The sequence below is a fragment of the Staphylococcus sp. FSL W8-0056 genome (genome assembly GCF_037963075.1).
In the GTDB taxonomy this organism is placed as follows: domain Bacteria; phylum Bacillota; class Bacilli; order Staphylococcales; family Staphylococcaceae; genus Staphylococcus; species Staphylococcus aureus.
In genome coordinates this window covers 275,412-300,170 of sequence record NZ_CP150142.1, presented here as the reverse complement: position 1 = coordinate 300,170, position 24,759 = coordinate 275,412, and the positions used below count along the sequence as shown (strand labels likewise).

Sequence of the window (24,759 nt, the reverse complement as noted above, 5' to 3'; positions counted from 1 at the left end):
TCATCGAACGATTAACTTTTTGGAATTATAACTAAAAATAGCGATAGCACACAACTTCATGTAAGTCATATGCTATCACTACTTTCCTCATCATATTAAAATGTTTATATTCGATTTACTTCAATAACTTTGTTTTTACTTTAATTTATTTGTACAAAAATAAATGATCAACGAATCAGACATCACTCTTTAAACATACACGATTATTAATAAATATTTATTTTATATTCCTAATCTAAAGCGAAATATTTCTATGTATAATCTAATATTTATGAATATGCATTTTAACCATGGTATTCTCTGTTTTAACAAATTTTATAATACTGTATTAATTTCTGATGGATCATTGATTATAAAATCTGGATTTGAATGAAGTAATGACCTTGCATCATGTGCTCCCCATGTTACTGCTGCAGATGGTACACCAGCATGTTGCGCCATCTCAACATCAAATGTTGAATCACCAATATAAACCGTTTGTTGGCTATTTAAATTGTAGCGTTGCACAATTGTGTGTATGCCTTCAGGATTTGGTTTATATGCACTTACTTGATCGGATCCAACAGCTTCGGTAATCAAGTGATTTAATCCAATAGCCGATAAATTTCTTTCTAATACATCACTCTTCTTACTAGACACCACGAAAAGTTTTTTCCCTTGGTTATACAAACTTGTAATGGCTTCAGTTATACCCGCAAATTCATAAATATAGTCCTTTTCAATAGATTGATATGTATGTCTAAATGTATCGATTAACTTTGCTAATGCTGCTTCATCTAATGGTCGGTCTGCTAATTTTAAAAATGATTCTTCAATAGGTATTCCCATATAATGCGTTATTTCTTTAGATGATGGTTCCGTTAAGCCACATGCTTTAAATGCACTTTGTGTTGCTACTTCACCACATTTTTTCGTGTCTGCCAACGTACCATCAAAATCAAAAATATAATTGTCAAACTTCAATATTAACACCCCTATTCGTTTATTATTGATATTATACTATAATTTATTATTTAAATAAAAAAATAATCGATAATATTTCTGCCTAGGCATCATATTATCGACTATCTTTATTTTATTCTAAATTAGCATGATTTTGTTGCATCGTTTGTTCCGTAACATTCATTTCAGTCATCAATCCCATTACAACACTATCTAAAAATAATTGAGATGCTTGTTCAAACAAACTTCCTAATGGTTGTGCCGAGCCTTGTTCATCATATTTTGTACCTGCAGGCAAAACGATGTTCGTCCCAGCTAGATTGCCTATTGCAGAATCTTTATTTGTAGTAATTAATACGATGTCAGCACCTACTGATTTTGCTTTGTCTGCTAATAATCTTAAATGTTCCGTGGAACCTGAACCAGAGATAATTACAAATACATCATTCGACTTAATCGCAGGTGTCGTTGATTCTCCAACAACATGTGCCTGTTTGCCGAGCTGATTTAAGCGCATTGCAAAACTATTCGCCACGAATCCTGAACGTCCTTTGCCAGCTACAAATATATGTTCAGCATGTAGTATTTTGGATGCAAAAGTTGAAAACTCATCCGCTTCAACATGTGACAAAGTCATCTTTAATTCATCTAGAATTAATTGATAGTCACTAAATTTAGCCATATTACTTACCTTCGATTGCAGCGCGACATTGTTTTGCAGCTTCTACTGGATCATCTGCATTTGCGATTCCGCCACCAACAATAACAAGATCAGGACTTTCAGCGACAATATCTTTAATTGTATCTGGTTTAATTCCACCTGCTACTGCAACTTTAGAATTTTTAATAACAGATTTAACGGTTCTTAAACTTTCTAATGGTGATTGCCCTTCTGCTTGTAAATCATAACCAGTGTGTACTGCAATATAATCAGCACCCATTTCATCTAGTTCTTTTGCACGTTTTTCTAAATCTTGAACAGCAATCATATCAACTAGTAATTGTTTATTATTTTTATGAGCTTCTTCAATAGCTGCTTTAATTGATGCATCTTCTGCAACACCTAGTATTGTAATTACATCCGCGCCAAATTTAATTGCTTGGCTAACTTCATAATCAGCTGCATCCATAATTTTCATGTCTGCTAATACTTTTACATTACTAATGTTGTCTGCCATATGTTTAACTGCTGGTAAACCTTCGTTGTAAATGATTGGCGTACCGATTTCTACGATATCTACATAATCTTTTACTTTATTTGCTAACTCAGCCGCGTCTTCTTTGTTTAATAAATCAATTGCTAATTGTAATTCCACTAAAAATCATCCTTCCAATGCTTTTTATCTTTCTATTGGAACCTTTCCCGAGGCATTTCTTAATTAAACATTGCAATCAATCCATTTCATCGACATGAATTTTCGCAACATTTTTCGGGCAAGCTTCGTCGTCTAAATATATCTCAACATTCGGGTGTTTGTGAAGTAATGTGGCTGGAACATCAACAGAAATTTCCTGATTTAATAAATGTGTAATAGCAGCACGTTTCTTTTCACCAAATGCGAGTAAAATGATACGTTTGGCTTGAAGAATATTAGCAAGTCCCATCGAAATGGCTTGCTTTGGAACATCATCTTCGTTTTTAAAATATCGACTATTAGCCTTAATAGTACTTTCAGTCAAATCAACGATATGAGTAACGCTATCAAACGGCGTACCAGGTTCATTAAATCCAATATGACCATTTTCACCAATACCTAAAATTTGAATATCACGTTGACCTTGTTGTTCTAAAACGTCATTATATTTTGACGCTTCCGCATTCATATCATCGGCATCTCCATTTGGAATATGAATGTTCTTTCTATTAAAATAAGGATATTGTTTGAAAAGCATGTCATCCATATAATAGTGATAACTTTGCGGATGTGATGCGGTTAAACCTACATATTCGTCTAAATTAAACGTGGATACATTGTCTACGTTTAACTGATTTTTATTTAATAACTTAACAAGTTGTTCATACAAATCTGTCATTGTACCACCAGTTGCTAAACCTAGTTTACAGTGCTGATTAAATGCCATCTCTTTATATAACTCACATGCAACATAGAATGATGCTTGTTTTTTCGATCCTAAGTTTAATACTTTCATTGTTTACATGCCTCCACAAATTTAATACATTTTAAAAACTTATGAATTCATTCATACACCATTAATATAGCATCATTTTTAATGTTTAACACTTTTCAAATTCCAACAAATTTTTGATTTTTAAAAGTAAAAAACTAATGCTGTATGATTACGTAATCCTGAGTAATTACCCTTCATGAAAATTAATTTATAAATAATTGAGCAATCGTATACAATTATCGAATAGTTTTTAGTAAAATAGAAAGATAAACACATTGATAGTGTAAGGAGTGAACGTGTTGGAACCAATTAAAGAACAAGAAGTTATAGATTTACTTGCTTCTTTTGAACATAAACCTGTGTATCTGCATGTTGAAACGACAAATGGGGCCTATGCGAACCATTTCGATCAACGTGTTTTTAATGCTGGTACATTTTTAAGAAACATACAAGTAACATATACGCATGCACAACTAAAAGGTGGTAATAAAGAACCTTATCGCATTGGTCTTAAACTATCAAATGGTGGTTGGGTTTATGTACAAGGTCTAACGCATTTTGAGGTCAATGAACATGATGAATTTTTAATTGCAGGTTTTAATTACGAAGGTCAACTCGCTGCAGCACTTCAAATTAGTGAGCGACCATTTAATTTATAGAGGAGGCATCAACATGACTGACGAAAGACATGTATTAGTAATATTTCCACATCCTGATGATGAAACCTTCTCATCTGCAGGCACATTAGCAAGTTATATCCAAAAAGGCATACCTGTAACATATGCATGTTTAACCCTAGGACAAATGGGCAGAAATTTAGGTAATCCCCCATTTGCAACACGCGAATCATTACCAAGTATTCGTGAGCGTGAACTAGAAGAAGCTTGTAAAGTTATTGGTATTACTGATTTAAGAAAAATGGGTTTACGTGACAAAACTGTCGAATTTGAACCCTACGAACATATAGATGGTATGATTAAATCTTTAATCGATGATACAAATCCATCATTGATTATTTCATTTTATCCTGGATATGCAGTACATCCTGATCACGAAGCAACAGCAGACGCTGTAATTCGAACGGTTGAACGCATGCCTAAAGAAGAACGCCCTCGTTTAACTTTAGTTGCGTTCAGTAATGATGCAACCGAAGCTCTTGGAGAACCTGATATTCAAAATGATATTACAGATTTTAAAGAACTTAAAATTAAGGCATTTGAAGCACATGCTTCTCAAACAGGTCCATTTTTAAAACAATTAGCAAGTCCTGAAATCGATGGTAAACAACACAGCTTTTTAACAGTCGAACCATATTGGACATATCACTTTAAATCTTAACGGAGGAAAAAAATGACTGAATTTGATTTATCGACACGAGAAGGTCGTTGGAAACACTTTGGTTCCGTAGATCCTATTGAAGGCACGAAACCTACTACTAAGAACGAAATGACAGATTTACAAAGTACACATAAAGATTTTTTATTTGAAATAGAAGAAGTTGGTATTAAAAACTTAGTGTACCCTGTACTTGTTGACCAGTATCAAACAGCTGGCACATTTAGTTTTTCAACAAGTTTAACAAAAGACGAAAAAGGTATTAATATGAGCCGTATAATTGAAAGTGTTGAAAAGCACTATGATAATGGTATTGAACTTGAATTTAATACACTTTATCAGGTGTTACGCACTTTACAAACGAATATGAAACAAAATGCGGCAGGCGTTGATGTTTCTGGGAAATGGTTCTTTGACCGCTATAGTCCAACCACAAATATTAAAGCAGTTGGTAATGCCGATGTCACTTATGGATTAGCAATTGACGGTGATAAAGTTACACGTAAAGAACTTACTATTGAAGCAACTGTCACAACGCTATGCCCTTGTTCAAAAGAAATAAGTGAGTATTCAGCGCACAACCAACGTGGTGTTGTCACTGTTAAAACATATATTAATAAAGATCAAAACATAGTTGATGACTATAAAAACAAAATTTTAGATGCAATGGAAGCTAATGCAAGTTCAATTCTATACCCTATTTTAAAACGTCCTGATGAAAAACGTGTGACAGAGCGTGCATATGAAAATCCACGTTTTGTCGAAGACTTAATTCGTTTAATTGCCGCGGACTTAGTTGAATTTGATTGGTTAGACGGTTTCGATATCGAATGTCGTAATGAAGAGTCTATCCATCAACATGATGCTTTCGCTAAATTAAAGTATCGCAAATAATATCATATGATTAATTCAAACGCGTAACATTAGTTGCGCGTTTTTATTATACCTTCTAGAGTTGTATATCTCTTTTATAAATCTTCTCATTTGATGTGCCTGAGGCATAAATCAATATCCTAAGCTCTACAATGATATATTGGTCGTAGTTGATTGAATAACTACTATCATTATAAATATCAAAATTTGTTGTTTTATAAATAAACACATCATCCAGTTAAAAGAAGTAATTAAATATTATGTGATATAATTATAAAAAATAGATATAAGTGGTGTTGTAAATGAATTATTTTGTAGGTAATAGTTTAGGTGTTAATTTAACTGGGATAGAAAAAGCAATTATTAATCGTTTAAATTTATTTAAAGAAATGGGAAGACCAGCGCAATGTGTATTTCTGTCATGGAATAGATATTTATATAGAAATGCCCAAAATTATATTACTAGTTCTGACTATATTAATATGTATGATTTCTTCCAAGAAGCAACATATTTAGAACGCAATGAACCATTTGACTGGTTGTCGTATTGGACTGATGAATGTCATTATACTTTAAAACATGTTGAAAATAGTCATGACTTTAGAATATATGATCAAGAGCGTTTCTTAATGTATGCCCATTTTCAAGATCCTAAATATCGTATATTAGATTATGTGAATCATTTTGATAGTCAAAGACGAAAAGTAAAACGTGATTTTTATGATGTGCGTGGCTTTTTAAGTTGTAGTAGGATTCTTGTTGATAAACAACAAACATTATGTGAATTTTTCTATAATCCAGAAGGTGACACAAAATTAGAAAAGTATTTTTCTTACAAGGATGGCAAACCAGAAGTACAAAAAATTATTGTTTACTATGCTAACAAACAATATTTCTTTAATAATGAAACGGAATTAGGCGCATTTTTCATTAAACAACTATATCAACATGGGGATTTATTTTTCAGTGACCGTAATGTGTATACAGCACCTATTTTCAACTTAACACCTGAGTCAATCCCAGTAGTAGCTGTGCTTCACAGTACACACATTAAAAATATTGATGCATTAGATTCATCGCCATTTAAAAATGTATATAAAGCGATGTTTGAAAATTTATCTCGATATCGTGCAATTATCGTTTCTACTGAGCAGCAAAAATTAGATGTTGAAAAACGTATTAACCATACTATTCCAATTGTTAATATTCCTGTCGGCTATAGTGAAACAATTGATACACCAGTCCAAACATTAGATCAGCGCAGTGTTAAATTAATTTCCGTTGCTCGTTATTCACCTGAAAAACAATTACATCAACAAATTGAATTAATTAAACGCTTAGTATCGTATGTCCCAAAAATAGAGCTTCATATGTATGGTTTTGGTTCTGAAAGTAAAAAATTAAATGAATTGATACAAAAATATGGATTGGAAAATCATGTTTACTTACGTGGCTTTTTAAGCAATCTAAACCAAGAATACAGCGATGCTTACTTAAGTTTAATAACAAGTAACATGGAAGGTTTCTCTTTAGCGCTACTTGAATCTTTAGCACATGGTGTTCCAGTTATTAGTTATGATATTAAATATGGACCTAACGAATTGATTACGCCTGATTTCAATGGTTATTTAATTACTAAAAATGATGAAGATGCCCTATTTGATAAAGTAAAATATGTGATTGATCATCCTGAAGTACAACAACGACTGTCAAAAGGTAGTTTGGCAAAAGCGCAACAATATAGTAAAGCGTCGTTAATTAAACAATGGGACCAATTTGTTCGTCTTATATAAATGTACTTCACCTTTATTTTTATAAAAAAAAGCGTTTTCCTATGTCATTTAACTAAACATGTAAGTTCGTATGAACGTTGTTTGTTAAATAGATGATTCTAGGAAAATGCTTTTTTCTTTTGACTTAGTTTAAAATATTTTGCCACTTTGTACTGATAGTAGTTGCATTGTACTGTTGTGCAGATTCTATGCTATTAATCGAAAACTGTTGCAATTTTTGAGTATTATTTAGTAATTGATCGACCTTTTCAACCATTTGATTGATGTCACCTTTAGGTACTAAATAGCCATTAAATCCATCTTGAATCAGTTCTGATGGCCCATAATCTATATCATAACTGATCACTGGTGTACCTACTGAAAGCGACTCTAAAATTGCTAAGCCAAAACCTTCCATTTTACTTGTCGATAACATCAGTTCTGCTTTAGCAATCTCTTCATTAATATGCGTCTTAAAACCATGAAATTTAACATGTTCCGATAAATGATAATCTTCTACAAGTTGTCGATATTCTGACAAACCATTTCCATGTCCATAAATATTCAATTGAATATTGGGATGTTTTGTTACTAATTGCTTGATCACTTCAATTTGATGTTTAATTTGTTTATTTTCAACGAGGCGAGCAATTGATATGATATGATTTTTCTCCTTTTGATTGATGTCAAATTGATACTTTAAATTTGCCACGTAGCCAACCGGAATATTGATAACTGGTATTTTATTTTCAATATATTGTGAAATATCTTGGCATTGCTGTTCTGTTGATACAACAATCGCTTTATAACGTGTTAAATTATTAAATACTGTTTTATAAAAACTTTTTATACCATTACCGGTACCGGATAAATGTGTACTATGGAGCACAACAACAACTGGAATACTTTGATTTAATCCCGCTATAACATTTCCTAATTCATGAGGACGATCTAATATGATTTGATCATTATTTTTACATAATTGATGGAGAAAATATTGAACTAATTCATCTTCTGTATCAAAAAATTGTTGCTGCTGGTCTTCATTTAAGATAACCTTTGTGAGCGTGTTTTTTCCTTTTATATCGTCGAAATATTTTTGGATGACGATTTCCCCATTAGGTGTATAGTAATTTTCGAGTACAATCCGTTGTCCTTCACCTAAAATTCGAGAACAACTTAAAAAGCCTCTTCCATCATACAATTCGCGTTTTACTTTTCTTCTTTTATGATCAAAATAATTCACATAGTTTAATTGATGATACTGTTTATCTAAAAAATGAGCATACATTACAAATTGCTCTTCATCATATATTCTGACATCATTTGAATTTTCCACAAATTTCAATGTGTACCTACATGACTTTTCCCAATACTGTATCCAGTTAACTTGCTTTGTCTTTTTATAATTGATTGCTTTTTGAAAATAGTCATACATTGTAAATACATCATTTTCAATCTGATGTTGCTTCGCATATGTGTATGAATAAGGATTCCATTTAACATATACACATTTTGAAGATATGCCGTGTTGTTTGAACAACTTCAATCTATTTATTTGCGCTTTTTCTACACCTGTAATTTTACTTTCTAAAATTGTTCCTAAAATGTAATTCATATTATCGCCTCATATAAGTTTTATTCCGTATCTTTATTGTTTATTTTATATGAAAAATACATCTATTGCATGTGTAATCATAAAAAAAAACCAGGCCACAAGGACCTGGGTCATATTGTATTATTTGTTTTGTTTTTTGCGACGACCGAATAACAATAATGAACCTAATGCTGCAAATAATCCACCAAATAACGTTGCGTTATTTGAGCCGTTATTTTCACTACCTGTTTCTGGTAATGCTTTTGCTTTATTGTGATGGTCTTTAGTAGTACTCATTGGTTTAACAGGTGTATGTTTTCCTGCATCCGAGTCCGAATCGCTATCTGAGTCTGAATCACTGTCTGAGTCTGAGTCGCTATCTGAGTCTGAGTCGCTGTCCGAATCTGAGTCGCTATCTGAGTCTGAGTCGCTGTCTGAATCTGAGTCGCTATCTGAGTCTGAATCACTGTCCGAATCTGAGTCGCTATCTGAATCTGAATCGCTGTCTGAGTCTGAGTCACTGTCTGAGTCTGAGTCGCTATCTGAGTCTGAGTCACTGTCTGAATCTGAGTCGCTATCTGAGTCTGAATCGCTGTCTGAATCTGAGTCGCTATCTGAGTCTGAATCGCTGTCCGAATCTGAGTCGCTATCTGAGTCTGAGTCGCTGTCTGAGTCTGAGTCGCTATCTGAGTCTGAGTCGCTGTCTGAATCTGAATCGCTATCTGAGTCTGAATCACTGTCTGAATCTGAGTCGCTGTCTGAGTCTGAATCACTGTCTGAGTCTGAATCACTGTCTGATGTATCTTCTTCGAAGTATCCGTTATCAAGTGTGAAATCATCATGATCCGTAATTGTTACGTCAACTTCGCCACCATCGGCATCTTTATCATCTTCAGTTGTATTTGTAACTGTTTGTGTTAAGCCAGCAGGCTTTTCAAAAATAACTTTGTATTTACCGCTATCTAAATTATCGAAACGATATTTACCATTTTCATCTGTTTTAGTTGTTCCAATTACTTCGCCTTTTTCATTTAATAAAGTAACTTTAACATCTTTGATACCTTTTTCAGTTGAATCTTGTTTACCGTCTTTATTACTGTCGTACCAAACATAATCACCTAAACTGTATTTTGGTGTTTTATAGAAACCACTGTCTAATGTCATATTATCTGCATCTTTAATGACACCTGTTGTTGTTAAACCATTAGAATCTTTATCTTCAGCTGTAGTATTTTTAACCGTTGGCGTGTAACCTGCTGGTGTTTCAAATTCTACTGTATAGTTACCATTATCTAAATCTGTAAATTTATATTTACCCGAGGCATCAGTAGTAGTTGTACCAATAACTTTTCCAGTACTATCTTTTAATGTAACCTTAACATCTTTGATACCAGGTTCATTAGCATCTTGGATACCATCTTTATTTGTATCTTCCCATACATAGTCACCAAGATTATATTTAGGTTCTTTATAAAAACCAGTGTCTAAAGACATATCATCTTTACCATTAATTTTAACAGTTACAGAACTACCATTTGAGTCTTTTTCACCATCAGTTGTTCCATTTACTTTTGTTGGAAGATATCCAGCTGGCGTTTCGAATTTAACTGTATAAGTTTCTCCGTCTTTCAAACCACCGAATTCATAATGACCGTTAGCATCTGTTCTTACTGATTTTGTAGTACCGTCCGGGTAAGTTAATGTAACTAAAACGTTTGCCATTGGCTTTTCTTTCGAATCTGTACCTTGGACACCGTCTTTATCAACGTCTTCCCATACATAGTCACCAATTTTGTATAACTTTTCTTCAGGTTTAACAGTACCGTCGCCACCGCCAGTGTCATTAGAAGTTACGATGAAGTTTGAATATCCTGCATAATTATAATAACCATATTTATCAGTTGTTCTCATACTAGTACCTTGAGCAATATCTAGTTCGCCATCTGATGTAGGTGTATATTTACTAACAACTTTGATAATATAGGCTGAATTAATATCACCAAAATCCAATGTTGCTACATTATTACTAAATGATTTTTTATTATCAAATTGACTTGTTACATCTTCGTATTGACTAAAATCATAGATTCTATTACTTTGAGGCAATTGTTGATTAGGGTTAACTTTATAAACTTTTATTTCTGTATTTTGGTCAATAATGGTACTACCATTTCCTAGTTTAATATTTCCATAATCATCTACTTGACTACCAGCTATATCAACTTTAGTGTTAGTTGCTGTTTTTTTCAAAGGATTAACATAAATTTGTTGTTCAATAGTTTGTTTGTTTTCATCTAACTTTGTAAAGATAGATTGAATGTTTGAATCACCATGAACCATTGGGTCTTGATAATCAACAGAAACGTTTTGGCTAGTTTCTTTACCTGCTGTTGCAAACGTTAAATTCAAACTAGTTTCATTAGGTACTGCTTGCTTATCAATATATGAGTATAAAGTTAAACGTGCTTTTATATCTTCATATTTATCTACATAATCTGTAAATGTATATGTGATTTGCTTAGTCGCTTTATCAAATGTTCCTTTGGCAATGACCTCTCCTGATGGATCAGTAATATCGATAGGATCATTTTTATCTGTTAAATCCGAAGGAATTACATTCTTATCATAATTAATCGTCATTGTATCGCCTTTTTTGACTTTATTGTCAATTGTAAACTCTGTATCATATTCAATATCTTTACCGTCATGCGCTGCTGCCACATTATCTTTACCATCGCCAACTTTGATCGTCTGTTTCGTAACTGTAATTAAGTCATTTACATTATTTGAAGCAACTGCTGCTGGTTGTGCAACTGCAAAACGCATTTTCGCATTTAATCGTTTTGGTGCAACACTTGTTGGAGCTGTAGCAACTGGTTTAGTTGAACGATCTGTATTGTTATCATTTCTAACTAATTCTTTTAATTTCTCAGGATTATTTTTAAGTTCTTCTTTTGACACATTTACTGGTTCTTTTGGATTAGTTGCATCTGTAACTTGATTGTCTACTTTTGAAGGCGTTGGTTGCGGTTGTGAATTTTCAATATTTGTAGATTCTTGAGGTGTAGTTGGTTTTGTTTGAATTTCACTTGTAGATGGTTTTGTAGTTACATCGTTATTTGTATAATTTGGTGCTTTCTTCTCTTCTAAAATAACAGATGTATCTTCTGTCGCAGTTTTATCAGTTGAAGGTTTAACATTTTCTTTTTCAATGTTTTGAGGCTTAGTTTCAGTTGTAGCTGTAACGTTATTTTGCTGTTGTTGAGTACTTGATGTAGTTGATTCTTCTTTAGCTTCTGGTTGTGAATCAGTATTTGTTTCTTTCTTAATTGGATTTGTTGAATCATTTTCTGTTGTCGAATTATTTTCAGTTTCCGACACTACTTCTTTATTATCACTAGTCGTTGCATCATCTTGTTTCGCATTTTCTGTACTAGTGTTTTCAGCAGCTTTAGCTTCTTGGTTCCCTAGACCAAAAATCAATGTCGTACCTACTAAAATCGATGCAGTTCCTACAGTATACTTTCTAATCGAAAATTTGTTTAAGCGATTTGAAATCATACCCTTTTTTGTTATTGCCTTTTTATTATCCCTGTTAATCATATAAATCTCCTTTAAAATATCAATATTTGCAAAAAATTAATATTTTTACATATAAAAATTTGTATTCCCATCGTAATACATTTTTAGATAAAGCACAATACTTTAAATAAATTTATTTATCTAAGACTGTTATTTTACACTTTGGTTTGAATAAATTAATTCTAGTAATTTTTAATTATTCGTTTGTTTTTTATATCAATTGTTTTAAATGGTTTGATACTGTGTTTAATTGCTTTTCTTATTCGTTTGTACTTTTAATGTAAAGATGAATTAAATTTATGTTGATTTATGTTATATTTTTTTAAAAAATTGCACTATTTAATCTCAAACATAAGATACATTTCATAAATTTTGAAATAAAAAACCAGGCCTCACGGACCTGGTATAAGCTGTATTATTTATTTTGTTTTTTACGACGACCGAATAACAATAATGATCCTAATGCTGCGAATAATCCGCCAAATAACGTTGCGTTATTTGAGCCACTATTTTCATTACCTGTTTCTGGTAATGCTTTTGCTTTATTGTGATGGTCTTTAGTAGTACTCATTGGTTTAACAGGTGTGTGCTTACCTGCATCTGAGTCTGAATCACTGTCTGAATCTGAGTCGCTATCTGAGTCTGAATCGCTGTCCGAATCTGAGTCACTATCTGAGTCTGAATCGCTGTCTGAATCTGAGTCGCTATCTGAGTCTGAGTCGCTATCTGAATCTGAATCACTGTCTGAGTCTGAGTCGCTGTCCGAATCTGAGTCGCTGTCTGAATCTGAATCGCTATCTGAGTCTGAGTCTGAATCGCTATCTGAATCTGAGTCGCTGTCTGAATCTGAATCACTGTCTGAATCTGAATCGCTGTCTGAATCTGAATCGCTATCTGAGTCTGAGTCGCTATCTGAGTCTGAATCGCTGTCTGAGTCTGAGTCGCTATCTGAGTCTGAATCGCTGTCCGAATCTGAGTCGCTATCTGAGTCTGAGTCGCTGTCTGAATCTGAATCGCTGTCTGAGTCTGAATCGCTATCTGAATCTGAATCGCTATCTGAGTCTGAGTCACTATCTGAGTCTGAGTCGCTGTCTGAATCTGAATCACTATCTGAATCTGAATCACTATCTGAATCTGAATCACTATCTGAATCTGAATCACTATCTGAGTCTGAATCGCTGTCTGAGTCTGAGTCGCTATCTGATGTTTCTTCTTCGTAGTAGCCATTATCAAGTGTGAAATCATCATGATCCGTAATTGTTACATCAACTTCGCCACCATCGGCATCTTTATCATCTTCAGTTGTATTTGTACCTGTTTGTGTTAAGCCAGTAGGCTTTTCAAAAATAACTTTGTATTTACCGCTATCTAAATTATCAAAGCGGTATTTACCATTTTCATCTGTTTTAGTTGTTCCAATTACTTCGCCTTTTTCATTTAATAAAATAACTTTAACATCTTTGATACCTTTTTCAGTTGAATCTTGTTTGCCGTCTTTATTACTGTCGTACCAAACATAATCACCTAAACTATATTTTGGTGTTTTATAGAAACCACTGTCTAATGTCATGTTATCTGCATCTTTAATGACACCTGTTGTTGTTAAACCATTAGAATCTTTTTCAGTATCATTTCCAGAAGTTACTGAAGTTGGTGTATAACCTGATGGTGTCTCGAATTCAACTTTATAAGTTCCATTGTTTAAATCAGTGAATTGATATTTACCATTTTCATCTGTTGTAACTGTTTTTAAAACTTTGTCGTTTTCATCTTTTAACGTAACTGTTACACCTGAAATACCCTTTTCATCTTTATCTTGAACACCGTTTTTATTTGTATCTTCCCATACATAGTCACCTAAGTTGTAAGTCGGTTTGTAGAAACCAGAGTCAATAGTATCGTTATCTTTATCTTTAATGACACCTGTTGTTGATGTACCATTTGAATCTATACCTTCATCAGTTCCTGAACCTACTTGTGTTGGTGTGTAACCTGATGGTGTTTCGAATTCAACTTTATAAGTTCCATTTTCTAATCCAGTAAATTGATATTTACCATCTTTATCTGTTTTAGTTGTTTGTAAAACTTCACCGTTTTCATTTTTCAATGTAACTGTTACGCCTGAAATACCTTTTTCAGTTGAATCCTGCTTACCATCTTTATTTGTATCTTCCCATACATAATTACCTAAATTATATTTTGGTGTTTTGTAGAATCCACTATCTAATGTCATGTTATCAGCACCATTAATAACACCTGTTGTTGTTAAACCATTAGAGTCTTTTTCAATGTCGCTACCAGATGTTACTGTAGTCGGTGTATAGCCTTCTGGTGTAGTAAATTCAACTTTATAATTACCATTATCTAAATCAGTAAATTTATATTTGCCATCTGCGTCTGTTGTAACTGTTTTTAACACGTTACCGTTTTCATCTTTTAATGTTACCGTTACGCCAGATATACCTTTTTCATCTTGGTCTTGGATACCATTTTTATTTGTATCTTCCCAGACATAGTCACCTAAGTTGTATTTAGGTTTGTAAATACCTAAGTCTGCAGATAAGTTATCTTTGCCATTAACTGTAATAACTGAAGATAAGCCGTTTGAATCTAATTCTTCGTTATTACCTTGTTTTGAAGGGGTTACTTCATAACCTTTTGGTAAGTTTGAAAATTCTACACGGTAATCTCCATTAGGTAAGTTTGGAATCAAGTATGACCCATCTTCTTTAGTAACTGCTTCTCCTACTTTTGTATTTGTATTATTATCAAATACAGTTACAGTTACATTGCCAACGCCTTTTTCTCCTAATTCTTGAACACCGTTTTTATTAGTATCTTCCCATACGTAGTTACCAATTTTATATACTTCTTGACCAGCTCCGCCACTTTGGTTATTAGTAAATCCTAAAGCATTGCCAGTAGAAACGGATTTATTACCTGTTGAAGATAAAGTAGCCATTTGAACAAGTGTTGGGCTTTCGCTATTTGTATATTGGAATTTTGTATTAACCATTACAACATATGCTGATGTAATATCACCAAAATCAAGATTAACACTTTGATTTGATCCATACGTCATTTTATTTTTAAATTCATCAGTTACGTCTACCAAATCATTAGTATTAACGTCATATCCTTTATTCAATGTATATCCTTCAGGAACACGATATATTTTTATATTTGTAACATTTTGATTAATTTGACCAATATTAGTTGGATATTTCGGATGGTACGCTTCAACTTTTAACTTAGCACCTTTTAAATCCTTATCCATAGGATTAACATATACTACCTGGTTATAGTAACCAGGGTCTTCAACATTTCCTACATGAGAAACTGTCTCTGTAAAAGCTGATCCTATTGAATTATTGTCAGCTTCTTTATAAGCCGGATAAGTGATATCTGCTGTTGTAGTTGTAATTTGATTTCCAATAGTTACACTAAAAGGAACATCTTTCTTGTCAACAGGAATTGTATCTGCATCCATATAAATTGAGTAATTAATACCCATTTTTACTGAATTAAATCGATCAACATAATCTGTAAATGTATATGTAATTAAATTATTTGCAGTATCATGTTTTGCAGTCGCAATTGTTTCACCATTATTTGGATCTTTAATATCACCAATATTTTTAATATCTTCCGGATTCAATCCATATACTTGTACTGTATCTGAGTATTTAATTGTGAAATAATCACCTGATTTAACTTTGTCATCAACTGTAATTTGTGATTTTAATGATAAATAATCTTGGGCTGGTACAATCGTTTTGCTATTATCTGCATCAACGACAGTTAATGTTGTATTTGATGTGATTAAATCATTAACATTTTTAGAATCTGTTGAGTTTGGTTGTATTGCTGCCATACGCATTCTTGTATTCAAACTTTTAGGTGCTGTACTTTTTGGCAAAATGATATCTGCATTATTTTCATTATTTGAATTACTATTGTTATCAACAAGAGTTTCAGCATTACTCTTGATAGCATCACTTTTAACATTTAATGTAGTTGATTCAGTTTTCGCATCTACCTTTTTGTTTTCCTCATTAGTTGGTTGAACATTTACCACTGATTTATTCTCTAGCAAATCAGGTTGTAACCCTTCTTGATTACTTATAGTTTGTTTAGTGTTTAAATCTTCATTCGTAGATTTTGGTGAAGCTTGCTCATCTGATTTGGCAGTTGAAACTTCAACTTTATTTCCAGTGGTAGATTGTACACTTTCTTTTTCTATTGATTTATTCCCATTTGAAGTCGTTTCATTACCTTGAGATGATACCATTTCTTTTTGATTATCATTTTTAGTATTGTCTTCTTGATTTAGTTGCTGCATATCAACTTTATCACTCGATTGATTATCACTTGCTGAAGTTGTCGCTTCGTTCAATTCTTTATTAGTACTTTCTGCAGCCTTTGCTTCTTGGTTCCCCAGACCAAAAATTAATGTTGTACCTACTAAAATTGATGCTGTTCCCACTGTGTACTTTCTAATCGAAAATTTATTTAATCGATTGGATACCATGCCTTTTCTTGTTATTGCCGTTTTATTTTCTCTGTTTAGCATTAGATTACTCCTAATTCATCAAATTTTTAAATAATACAATTGTTTTAAATACAAAAATGTATATCAATATAGTATTACATTTTTAGATAAAGCACAATACTTTAATTATTTTTCTTTATCGTAAAACGTTATTTAAAATTTGTGTTTAAATAAAAGTTTTTATGAGTTTTGTAATCTTTATTTAATTATCATAAAAAATAGTATTATTTGCCCTTAAAATTAATATCTTAGCTTTTCTAATTCATAGACAATTACATTTCTGTAACAAATTAAATTGCATCTATTCCTTAAAGATTTTTTGTTTTATATCTGGGAATTTCTAAACAGAAAAAACCAGGCCACATGGACCTGGTTAAGTTAATCATATTATTTATTTTGTTTTTTACGACGACCGAATAACAATAATGATCCTAATGCCGCGAATAATCCACCGAATAATGTGCCATTATTTGAATTATTATTTTCACTACCTGTTTCTGGTAATGCTTTAGCTGTTTTATGCTGATCTTTAACCGTACTCATTGGTTTAGTCGGAGTATGTTTACCTGCATCTGAATCTGAATCGCTATCCGAATCTGAATCGCTGTCTGAGTCGCTATCTGAGTCTGAATCGCTGTCTGAGTCTGAGTCGCTATCTGAATCTGAGTCGCTGTCTGAATCTGAATCGCTATCTGAATCTGAATCGCTGTCTGAATCTGAGTCGCTGTCTGAATCTGAATCGCTATCTGAGTCTGAGTCGCTGTCTGAATCTGAGTCGCTATCTGAGTCTGAATCGCTGTCAGAATCTGAGTCGTTGTCTGAGTCCGAATCGCTATCTGAATCTGAGTCGCTATCCGAATCTGAATCGCTGTCTGAATCTGAGTCGCTGTCTGAGTCTGAGTCACTGTCTGAATCTGAGTCGCTGTCTGAATCTGAGTCGCTATCTGAGTCTGAGTCGCTATCCGAATCTGATTCGCTGTCTGAATCTGAGTCGCTGTCCGAATCTGAATCACTATCTGAGTCTGAGTCGCTGTCTGAGTCGCTATCTGAGTCTGAGTCGCTATCTGAGTCTGAGTCACTATCTGAATCTGAGTCGCTATCTGAGTCTGAATCGCTGTCCGAATCTGAGTCACTATCTGATGTTTCTTCTTCGTAGTAGCCATTATCAAGTGTGAAATCATCATGATCCGTAATTGTTACATCAACTTCGCCACCATCGGCATCTTTATCATCTTCAGTTGTATTTGTACCTGTTTGAGTTAAACCAGCAGGCTTTTCAAAGATAACTTTGTATTTACCACTATCTAAATTATCAAAGCGGTATTTACCATTTTCATCTGTTTCAGTTGTACCAATTACTTCGCCTTTTTCGTTTTGCAAAGTAACTTTAACACCTTTAATTCCTTTTTCAGTCGAATCTTGTTTACCATCTTTATTACTGTCGTACCAAACATAATCACCTAAACTATATTTTGGTGTTTTGTAGAATCCACTATCTAATGTCATGTTGTCAGCGTCTTTAATGACACCTGTTGTAGTTAGTCCATCAGAATCTACAGCATCATCTGTACCTGCATTTGCAGTTGTCGGTGTATAACCGGCTGGTGTTGAAAACTCTACACTATAAGTTCCATTGCTTAAACCAGTGAACTGATATTTACCATTTTCATCTGTTGTCGTACGATCTAATTCTTTACCGTTACTATCTTTAAGAATGACATAAACACCTTTAATCCCTTTTTCATTGGCATCTTGTTTACCATCTTTATTTGTATCTTCCCATACATAGTCACCTAGATTATATTTCTTTTGGTCGCCATTTGCAGTTGATGAGCCATTCACATTTGAATAACTGTTTGACCAACTACTTTTTCCATTTTGTGTTTCTAAAGTATAATCAATTTTCCCATTATCTGTTGAACTATTATCTGGATAAGCAACTTGTTGAATGATGTACTGTTTATCACTACTAGATTGACCATTCAATAAATCTACTGTCGCCGTCTTATTATCATTACTATAAATAACATCGAATTGACCAGTAACATCTTTAAGTTTTGAAGTATCTGGGGTGAAACTATCCACAAATTGATTTTGATCTGTCACTTCGTAAATTTTGAAGTTTTTAGCATCTGGATTAAATTTATAACCAGTTAAATTTGTTACAAATGTTTCTTTTGTATAGGTCTTTTTAGGTTGATTTACATAAACAGTCATATTACGTGACAAATCTTCATTATTAATATAATTTGTACTCGAAATAAGTTGTTGACCTTTTTGATTACCATAATCGACAATGACATCTTTACTATATGTATCATTACCTAAAGTTACTTCCATTTTATAAGCAGTTTTATCAGTTGTTGCATTTTCACGTTTCGCAAATGCGACTTGTTCAAAGCTACCGCTAACATTTGTGTATTGATCTACATAATTCGTAAAAGTATACGTTGTTGTATTTGTTTTACTATCGTAAATACCTTTTGCAATAATATTACCTTGGGCATTATATAAATTTTGAGTTTGTGAAGGTAATCTTACAGAACCTGGACGGAAATATTGACCATATTTAAAAGTAAATGTATCGCCCTCTTTAACAGAATCATCGATTGTGTAATTCGCTTTTAATTTTAAAACATCACTTGAAGTTGCCCAAAATTCAGTATTTCCTGTTGTTTTATTAACATGTCCTTTATCAATCGCAATATCAATGTTCGTAAAATGTACTTTATCATTAACATTTGTTCCTTGTTGTGGAGCTGCAACAGTATTCACTGCCATGCGATTTAAAGCTCTTTGTTTAATAGTCGTTGTTTTAGGTGTAGTTGAAACGTTTTTTGCTTGTGTTAAATTACTTTTATCAGTTTCATTACTATATGTAGTTGATGATTTATCATTTGTTGTTACATTGCTAGTTTGTGTAGTAGATTGACTAGCTGTAGCGTTTTGTGGTGATTGCATGTTACTACTAATTTCTTTAACTGTTGCACTATCACTCATTGTCACTTTAGGCTGATCTGCAGTTGCAGTTTGCGTATTGTCTTTTAGTTGACGACTATCAACTTTTTCAGTTGTTTTATTCTCACTTGGGGCTGTCGTTTCATTTTTTGATTGATTTAATTCTCCATTCGTATGTTCTGCCGCTTTAGCTTCATGACCACTTAACCCAAAAATCAATGTTGTCCCTACTAAAATTGAAGCAGTACCTACAGAATACTTTCTTATCGAAAATTTGTTTAATCGATTTGGTATCATGCCTTTTCTATTTGTTGCTGTCTTTTTATTATTCATTTAATAATACTCCTTTAAAATATCAAAATTTGATAAATATAATATTTTGCATATATAAATTTCTGCATTACTATCGTAATATAAATTTCAATAAAGTGCAATACTTTAATTATTTTTCTTTATTTTACAATGTTATTTGCTACAAATATTAATATGAATCACAGTTTAAGAATTGCAATTTTTAATACTTTTTTTCTTTAATTGCTTTAAATTATTTATCTATATTTTTAAAACTCTCTTTTAATCTAAGCTTGTTTTCAATTCGCTATTACATCTTATTTTAATTAATAACATTGCTCACAACAGTAATCTCAAAGGCTTACTATTGGTGCATTAGAACAAAAAAAGGCATGTGACTTAAAAGCATTCTCAATGAAATACCTTAAGCTACATACCTATTTTTAATGTATATTTACATATTTTTTAATATTATTTTAAATGTTCATATGGACTATTATTCACAAAAGATACAATTTGATCGACAAATAATCTTGCTCGTAATTGGAATTCACTATCATTTAAGTAATATGAACCATCTTCATTTTTAGCAAAATCAGAATCATGTGTTGCTATTTGAGTTGGTACAGCAATGCCTAGTAAACTTCTGACGATTACTCTTAAATGTGACAATGGCTCTGAACTAACAATACCACCACTATTTCCTATTAAGCCTACAGGTTTCATTTTAAAATAATCCATATTTAGATGATCTAATGCATTTTTCAATATTCCAGAATATGAACCATGATAGTTTGGCGTTCCTAATATTAAAAAGTCCGCCGCCATTGCTTTCTCTTTTAAATCTTTCATATTTTGTTTGATTTCATCAATAGACGGTGTTGTTCCTGAAAAATCTAATTGATTTAACGGTTTTTCTGCTAAATCGAATATTTCCGCTTCAATATCATGTGTTTTAAAATGCTCAGTTAAGTATCTTGCTAGTGCACTTGTATGTGAATTCACTTGTGCACTGCCAATAATAATTAATCCTTTCATATTTGACCCCTCTTTTTTTTATTAAACTTGTTGTTCACGTAATAATTTCATAATAGCTTTTCCAACACCACTATTTTCATTCGTATCTGTGACATATTTCGCTATTTTTTTAACTTCTTCTGCACCATTTTCCATCGCAACTGGATAGCCAACTTTCTCTAACATTGATAAGTCATTTAAATTGTCACCTATTGCCATGACATCTTTCATTTCAATCCCTAATCTTTCGGCAATTGTTTCTAGCGCAATACCTTTTTGTGCATCTGAATGCGTTATTTCTATATTTCCTCTCGAAGATGATGATATAGCTAAATTCGGAGATTCAGCTAAAATTTTACTAGCTTTGTCAATTTTTTCTAAATTTCCATCAAATGCTAATATTTTCATAATTAATTCACCAGGTATGTTTTCAATAGCATCATAATTATCAACAACTTTCAACGTACCATTATCTATGCGTCTTTGAATACCATTTTTAATACGCTCAACGTTTGCATGTTGACCTGCACGCTCAGCAATATCTATGTAAATGTCTAAATCTCTTTGTGGATCTTCAGTATAAATCGCACGACTCGTGTATACTTGATAATAAATACCTGCATCTTTTAAAACATTTGTAATTTTGTGTACTAACGATTTATTAAGGTGTGAAGTGCTCATTACATTGAAAGTTTCATCACGTACTTCAGCACCATTCAAACAAATATATGGTACTGTTAAATCTGTGTCAGCAACTGGTGCTTGTGCTTCATAAAATGCTCGACCTGTCGCGATAACAACCGTTATCCCTTGTTCTTGAGCGTATTTAATCGCATCAATATTAGGTTGAGAAATTTCATGTGCTGCATTAAGTAGCGTGCCATCCATATCAGTGGCTATTAGTTTTATCATTATGTTACCTCGTTTCGTAAATTTAAAATCTTGTTCTTAAATAAGAATATATACTCAGCGCACATACTTTTCTATTAACATTTATATTGTCATTAATTTATCATATAATGTAATTCTAACAAATTTTAATTAGTATGTACTATCGTCTAATTGGTGGATTTCTTATTGGCTCTTAAGTTTTTAAAAAATGTTGTTAATAATGTGCTACATGCTTCTTTAAGTACACCTTTATCAACAATTGCACGATGATTAAAATTAGATTGTTGCAATAAATTCATTAAACTGCCACTACAACCACCTTTAGGATCATCTGCGCCATAGACGACTCTTGGAATGCGACTCATTACAATTGTTCCTGCGCACATGACACATGGTTCTAAGGTTACATATAATGTGCAACCTTCTAAACGCCAACTACCTAACACTTTGGCTGCACGTTCAATTGCAATATGTTCAGCATGCGCCGTTGGTTGTTGTAGTGTTTCTCTTAAATTATGTGCTCTAGCGATAACTTCATCATCTTTAGTGATGATAGCACCTATAGGTACTTCGCCTAGTTGAGCTGCTTTTTTAGCTTCTTCAATCGCTAATGTCATAAAATATATATCATTTGTCATTTATGTCCAGATACCTCACTTATGGTACAATACTCAATGTCTATTTTAACATTTGGAGATGTGAATATGAACAAACCTTTTATAGCAATTGAAGGTCCTATTGGCGTAGGTAAATCTTCACTTGCACACAAATTAAGTCAAACTTTAGATTTTTATGAAGAAAAAGAAATCATCACAGAAAATCCATTTTTATCAGACTTTTATGAAGATATCTCTAAATGGAGTTTTCAAACTGAAATGTTCTTTTTATGCAATAGATATAAGCAATTTCAAGATGTAACACAACTAAATCAAGGTGTAGTTAGTGATTATCATATACATAAAAATAAGATATTTGCTAAAAATACTTTGAGTCCTGTTGAATTTCAGAAATTCAGTAAAATTTATGATATTTTAACTGAAGATATGATTATGCCGAATATGATTATCTTTTTAGATGCAGACCTTGATGTGTTAAAATCTAGAATTGCTAAACGTAACCGTAGTTTTGAGCATCAAATAGAAGATGAATATCTGTTAAAGTTAAAAAAAGATTATCGTGAGTATTATGAGTCCTTACAAAGTAATGGTTCAAATGTAGTTTTAATCGATACAACTTCTATTGATTTTCTTAAAAATGAACAAGATTACGAAGATATATTACATATTATATTACCTATGATAGGAGATATTACCAATGAATAATTACGGTATTCCACAAAATGCCATTATAACCATTGCAGGTACAGTTGGTGTTGGAAAATCAACACTAACGCAAGCACTTGCAGATAAATTAAACTTTAAAACGTCTTTTGAAAATGTCGAACATAATCCATATTTAGATAAATTTTATAGCGATTTTGAACGATGGAGTTTCCATTTGCAAATTTACTTCTTAGCTGAACGTTTTAAAGAACAAAAGCGTATGTTTGAATATGGTGGTGGCTTTGTCCAAGATCGATCAATTTATGAAGATGTTGATATTTTTGCAAAAATGCATGAAGAAGAAGGCACAATGAGTAAAGAAGATTTCAAAACATATTCAGACTTATTTAATGCCATGGTCATGACACCTTATTTTCCTAAACCAGATGTAATGATTTATTTAGAATGTAACTATGATGAGGTCATTGATCGTATTATTGAACGTGGTCGCGAAATGGAAATTAATACAGACCCTGAATACTGGAAAAAGCTATTTAAACGCTATGACGATTGGATTAATAGCTTTAATGCATGTCCAGTTGTACGTATCAATATTAATGAATATGATATCCATAAGGACCCCGAATCTTTAAATCCTATGATAGACAAAATTGCTCGAATTATTCAAACATATCGACAAGTAGATACACGATAAAAGACTAAAGACATAGCGTATATGTTTATATTCAATGTATATTCCATAGATATCATCGATTACATTATCAATTCTATCGAATACATTAATTCACATATACACTATGTCTTTCTTTTTAATTTAAAGCTTCTAAAATATCTGCCGCACTATTTAAAATAATATCAGCTTCATGTAATTCTTCTTTTGTTGCAATACCTGTTAATACACCTATTGCCATACCTAAATTTGCATTACTTGCTGTCTTCATATCATTAGCAGTGTCTCCTACTATAGCTACTTTCTGAGGATCTACATTATATTGCTCAAATAAAGGCGATAATACTTTAGGATTTGGCTTCTCATAGGCATCCGCTTCGGTAGAAATGATCAAATCGAACAACGAGATAGCATTGGTATGTGCTAAAAATTGTTCTACACCTTTTTTAGTATCACTCGTAACAATACCAAGTTGATAGCCTTTTGCTTTCAAATCGATAAGTGCTTCTTTAACACCTTCTACCCAATTAATTTCAGGAATACGTTCATCTACCAGCTTTTGACTTGTTGACTTGGACCAGTCGGTTGTATCTTGTCCCGTCACATCATTAAATGCCTGGATAATTTGTTGTAAAGATCCTGAACCCATCACTGATTTTGGATCAATAGATTCTTTAATGACACCGAGTTGTCTTAAAGCAGCTTCTTTATTATGTACTGGGAAAGTCTCAAGCAATGATTGTACAAATCGTACCCCTATTTTTTCCCAACTTCTATCAAATTCAATTAACGTACCATCTTTATCAAATAATATCCATTCCATTGATATCAATACTCCTATTTATTTATTTCGTATTATGCTGATT

The 24,759-nt window shown here is 32.5% G+C and carries 18 protein-coding genes; 6 read left to right on the top strand and 12 right to left on the bottom strand.

Features of this window, described 5'->3' with window-relative positions; genetic code table 11:
* Positions 1-315: 315 nt before the first annotated feature.
* From NSS86_RS01505 to nagB, 4 genes are all read right to left on the bottom strand, one after another.
* Positions 316-963 carry an HAD family hydrolase gene (locus NSS86_RS01505; protein WP_000667095.1) on the bottom strand — a complete coding sequence of 216 codons (648 nt, stop codon included), beginning with the start codon at positions 961-963 and terminating at the stop codon, positions 316-318.
* 112 nt (positions 964-1,075) lie between these two features.
* Positions 1,076-1,624 (bottom strand): 6-phospho-3-hexuloisomerase, encoded by a 549-nt coding sequence (gene hxlB, locus NSS86_RS01500; protein ID WP_001051594.1) that lies wholly within the window; start codon positions 1,622-1,624, stop codon positions 1,076-1,078.
* Position 1,625: 1 nt separating this feature from the next.
* On the bottom strand, positions 1,626-2,258 hold the full coding sequence (hxlA, locus tag NSS86_RS01495; RefSeq protein WP_000422861.1) for a 3-hexulose-6-phosphate synthase: 633 nt from the start codon (positions 2,256-2,258) through the stop codon (positions 1,626-1,628).
* A 76-nt stretch (positions 2,259-2,334) separates the two neighbouring features.
* On the bottom strand, positions 2,335-3,093 hold the full coding sequence (gene nagB / locus NSS86_RS01490) for a glucosamine-6-phosphate deaminase (RefSeq protein ID WP_000866415.1): 759 nt from the start codon (positions 3,091-3,093) through the stop codon (positions 2,335-2,337).
* Positions 3,094-3,368: 275 nt separating this feature from the next.
* Here nagB and NSS86_RS01485 point away from each other — a divergent pair, with 275 nt between their 5' ends.
* From NSS86_RS01485 to NSS86_RS01470, 4 genes are all read left to right on the top strand, one after another.
* Positions 3,369-3,731 carry a YojF family protein gene (locus NSS86_RS01485; RefSeq protein WP_001557152.1) on the top strand — a complete coding sequence of 121 codons (363 nt, stop codon included), beginning with the start codon at positions 3,369-3,371 and terminating at the stop codon, positions 3,729-3,731.
* Between the two features lie 13 nt (positions 3,732-3,744).
* Positions 3,745-4,410 carry a bacillithiol biosynthesis deacetylase BshB2 gene (bshB2, locus tag NSS86_RS01480; RefSeq protein WP_000129068.1) on the top strand — a complete coding sequence of 222 codons (666 nt, stop codon included), beginning with the start codon at positions 3,745-3,747 and terminating at the stop codon, positions 4,408-4,410.
* A 12-nt stretch (positions 4,411-4,422) separates the two neighbouring features.
* Positions 4,423-5,301: a GTP cyclohydrolase FolE2 gene (gene folE2 / locus NSS86_RS01475; RefSeq protein ID WP_000134236.1), complete on the top strand. Its 879-nt coding sequence runs from the start codon at positions 4,423-4,425 to the stop codon at positions 5,299-5,301.
* 281 nt (positions 5,302-5,582) lie between these two features.
* Complete coding sequence (locus tag NSS86_RS01470; protein ID WP_001106104.1) at positions 5,583-7,073, top strand: glycosyltransferase; 1,491 nt, start codon at positions 5,583-5,585, stop codon at positions 7,071-7,073.
* Between the two features lie 124 nt (positions 7,074-7,197).
* On the opposite strand, the gene NSS86_RS01465 is transcribed toward NSS86_RS01470, so the two are convergent.
* From NSS86_RS01465 to tadA, 7 genes are all read right to left on the bottom strand, one after another.
* The gene (locus NSS86_RS01465) at positions 7,198-8,670 is read right to left on the bottom strand and encodes a glycosyltransferase (protein WP_001106740.1); all 1,473 of its coding nucleotides are present in this window, start codon (positions 8,668-8,670) and stop codon (positions 7,198-7,200) included.
* Positions 8,671-8,790: 120 nt separating this feature from the next.
* Positions 8,791-12,252: an MSCRAMM family adhesin SdrE gene (gene sdrE, locus NSS86_RS01460; protein ID WP_000610266.1), complete on the bottom strand. Its 3,462-nt coding sequence runs from the start codon at positions 12,250-12,252 to the stop codon at positions 8,791-8,793.
* A 394-nt stretch (positions 12,253-12,646) separates the two neighbouring features.
* Entirely contained in the window at positions 12,647-16,804 is a 4,158-nt protein-coding gene (gene sdrD / locus NSS86_RS01455; protein WP_000934467.1) for an MSCRAMM family adhesin SdrD, read from the bottom strand.
* 366 nt (positions 16,805-17,170) lie between these two features.
* The gene (gene sdrC, locus NSS86_RS01450) at positions 17,171-20,074 is read right to left on the bottom strand and encodes an MSCRAMM family adhesin SdrC (protein WP_339302316.1); all 2,904 of its coding nucleotides are present in this window, start codon (positions 20,072-20,074) and stop codon (positions 17,171-17,173) included.
* 429 nt (positions 20,075-20,503) lie between these two features.
* Positions 20,504-21,070, bottom strand: coding sequence for an NADPH-dependent FMN reductase (locus NSS86_RS01445; protein ID WP_000677261.1), 567 nt, complete (start codon positions 21,068-21,070; stop codon positions 20,504-20,506).
* Between the two features lie 21 nt (positions 21,071-21,091).
* Positions 21,092-21,961 (bottom strand): Cof-type HAD-IIB family hydrolase, encoded by an 870-nt coding sequence (locus NSS86_RS01440; RefSeq protein ID WP_000593361.1) that lies wholly within the window; start codon positions 21,959-21,961, stop codon positions 21,092-21,094.
* A gap of 146 nt (positions 21,962-22,107) precedes the next feature.
* A complete protein-coding gene (tadA, locus tag NSS86_RS01435) occupies positions 22,108-22,578 on the bottom strand; it encodes a tRNA adenosine(34) deaminase TadA (protein ID WP_000180281.1) in 471 nt (156 codons plus the stop codon).
* A 66-nt stretch (positions 22,579-22,644) separates the two neighbouring features.
* Between tadA and NSS86_RS01430 the strand changes: the two genes are divergently transcribed.
* Together NSS86_RS01430 and NSS86_RS01425 are read left to right on the top strand one after the other, a co-directional pair.
* Positions 22,645-23,262 carry a deoxynucleoside kinase gene (locus tag NSS86_RS01430; RefSeq protein ID WP_001039516.1) on the top strand — a complete coding sequence of 206 codons (618 nt, stop codon included), beginning with the start codon at positions 22,645-22,647 and terminating at the stop codon, positions 23,260-23,262.
* The gene (locus tag NSS86_RS01425; protein ID WP_001067261.1) at positions 23,255-23,917 is read left to right on the top strand and encodes a deoxynucleoside kinase; all 663 of its coding nucleotides are present in this window, start codon (positions 23,255-23,257) and stop codon (positions 23,915-23,917) included. Before NSS86_RS01430 ends, NSS86_RS01425 begins: the two co-directional genes overlap by 8 nt.
* A 115-nt stretch (positions 23,918-24,032) precedes the next feature.
* Here the strand turns inward: NSS86_RS01425 and NSS86_RS01420 are convergent, their stop codons facing one another.
* Positions 24,033-24,716, bottom strand: a complete 684-nt coding sequence (locus tag NSS86_RS01420) for an HAD family hydrolase (RefSeq protein ID WP_000454780.1) — start codon at positions 24,714-24,716, stop codon at positions 24,033-24,035.
* Between the last annotated feature and the right edge of the window lie 43 nt (positions 24,717-24,759).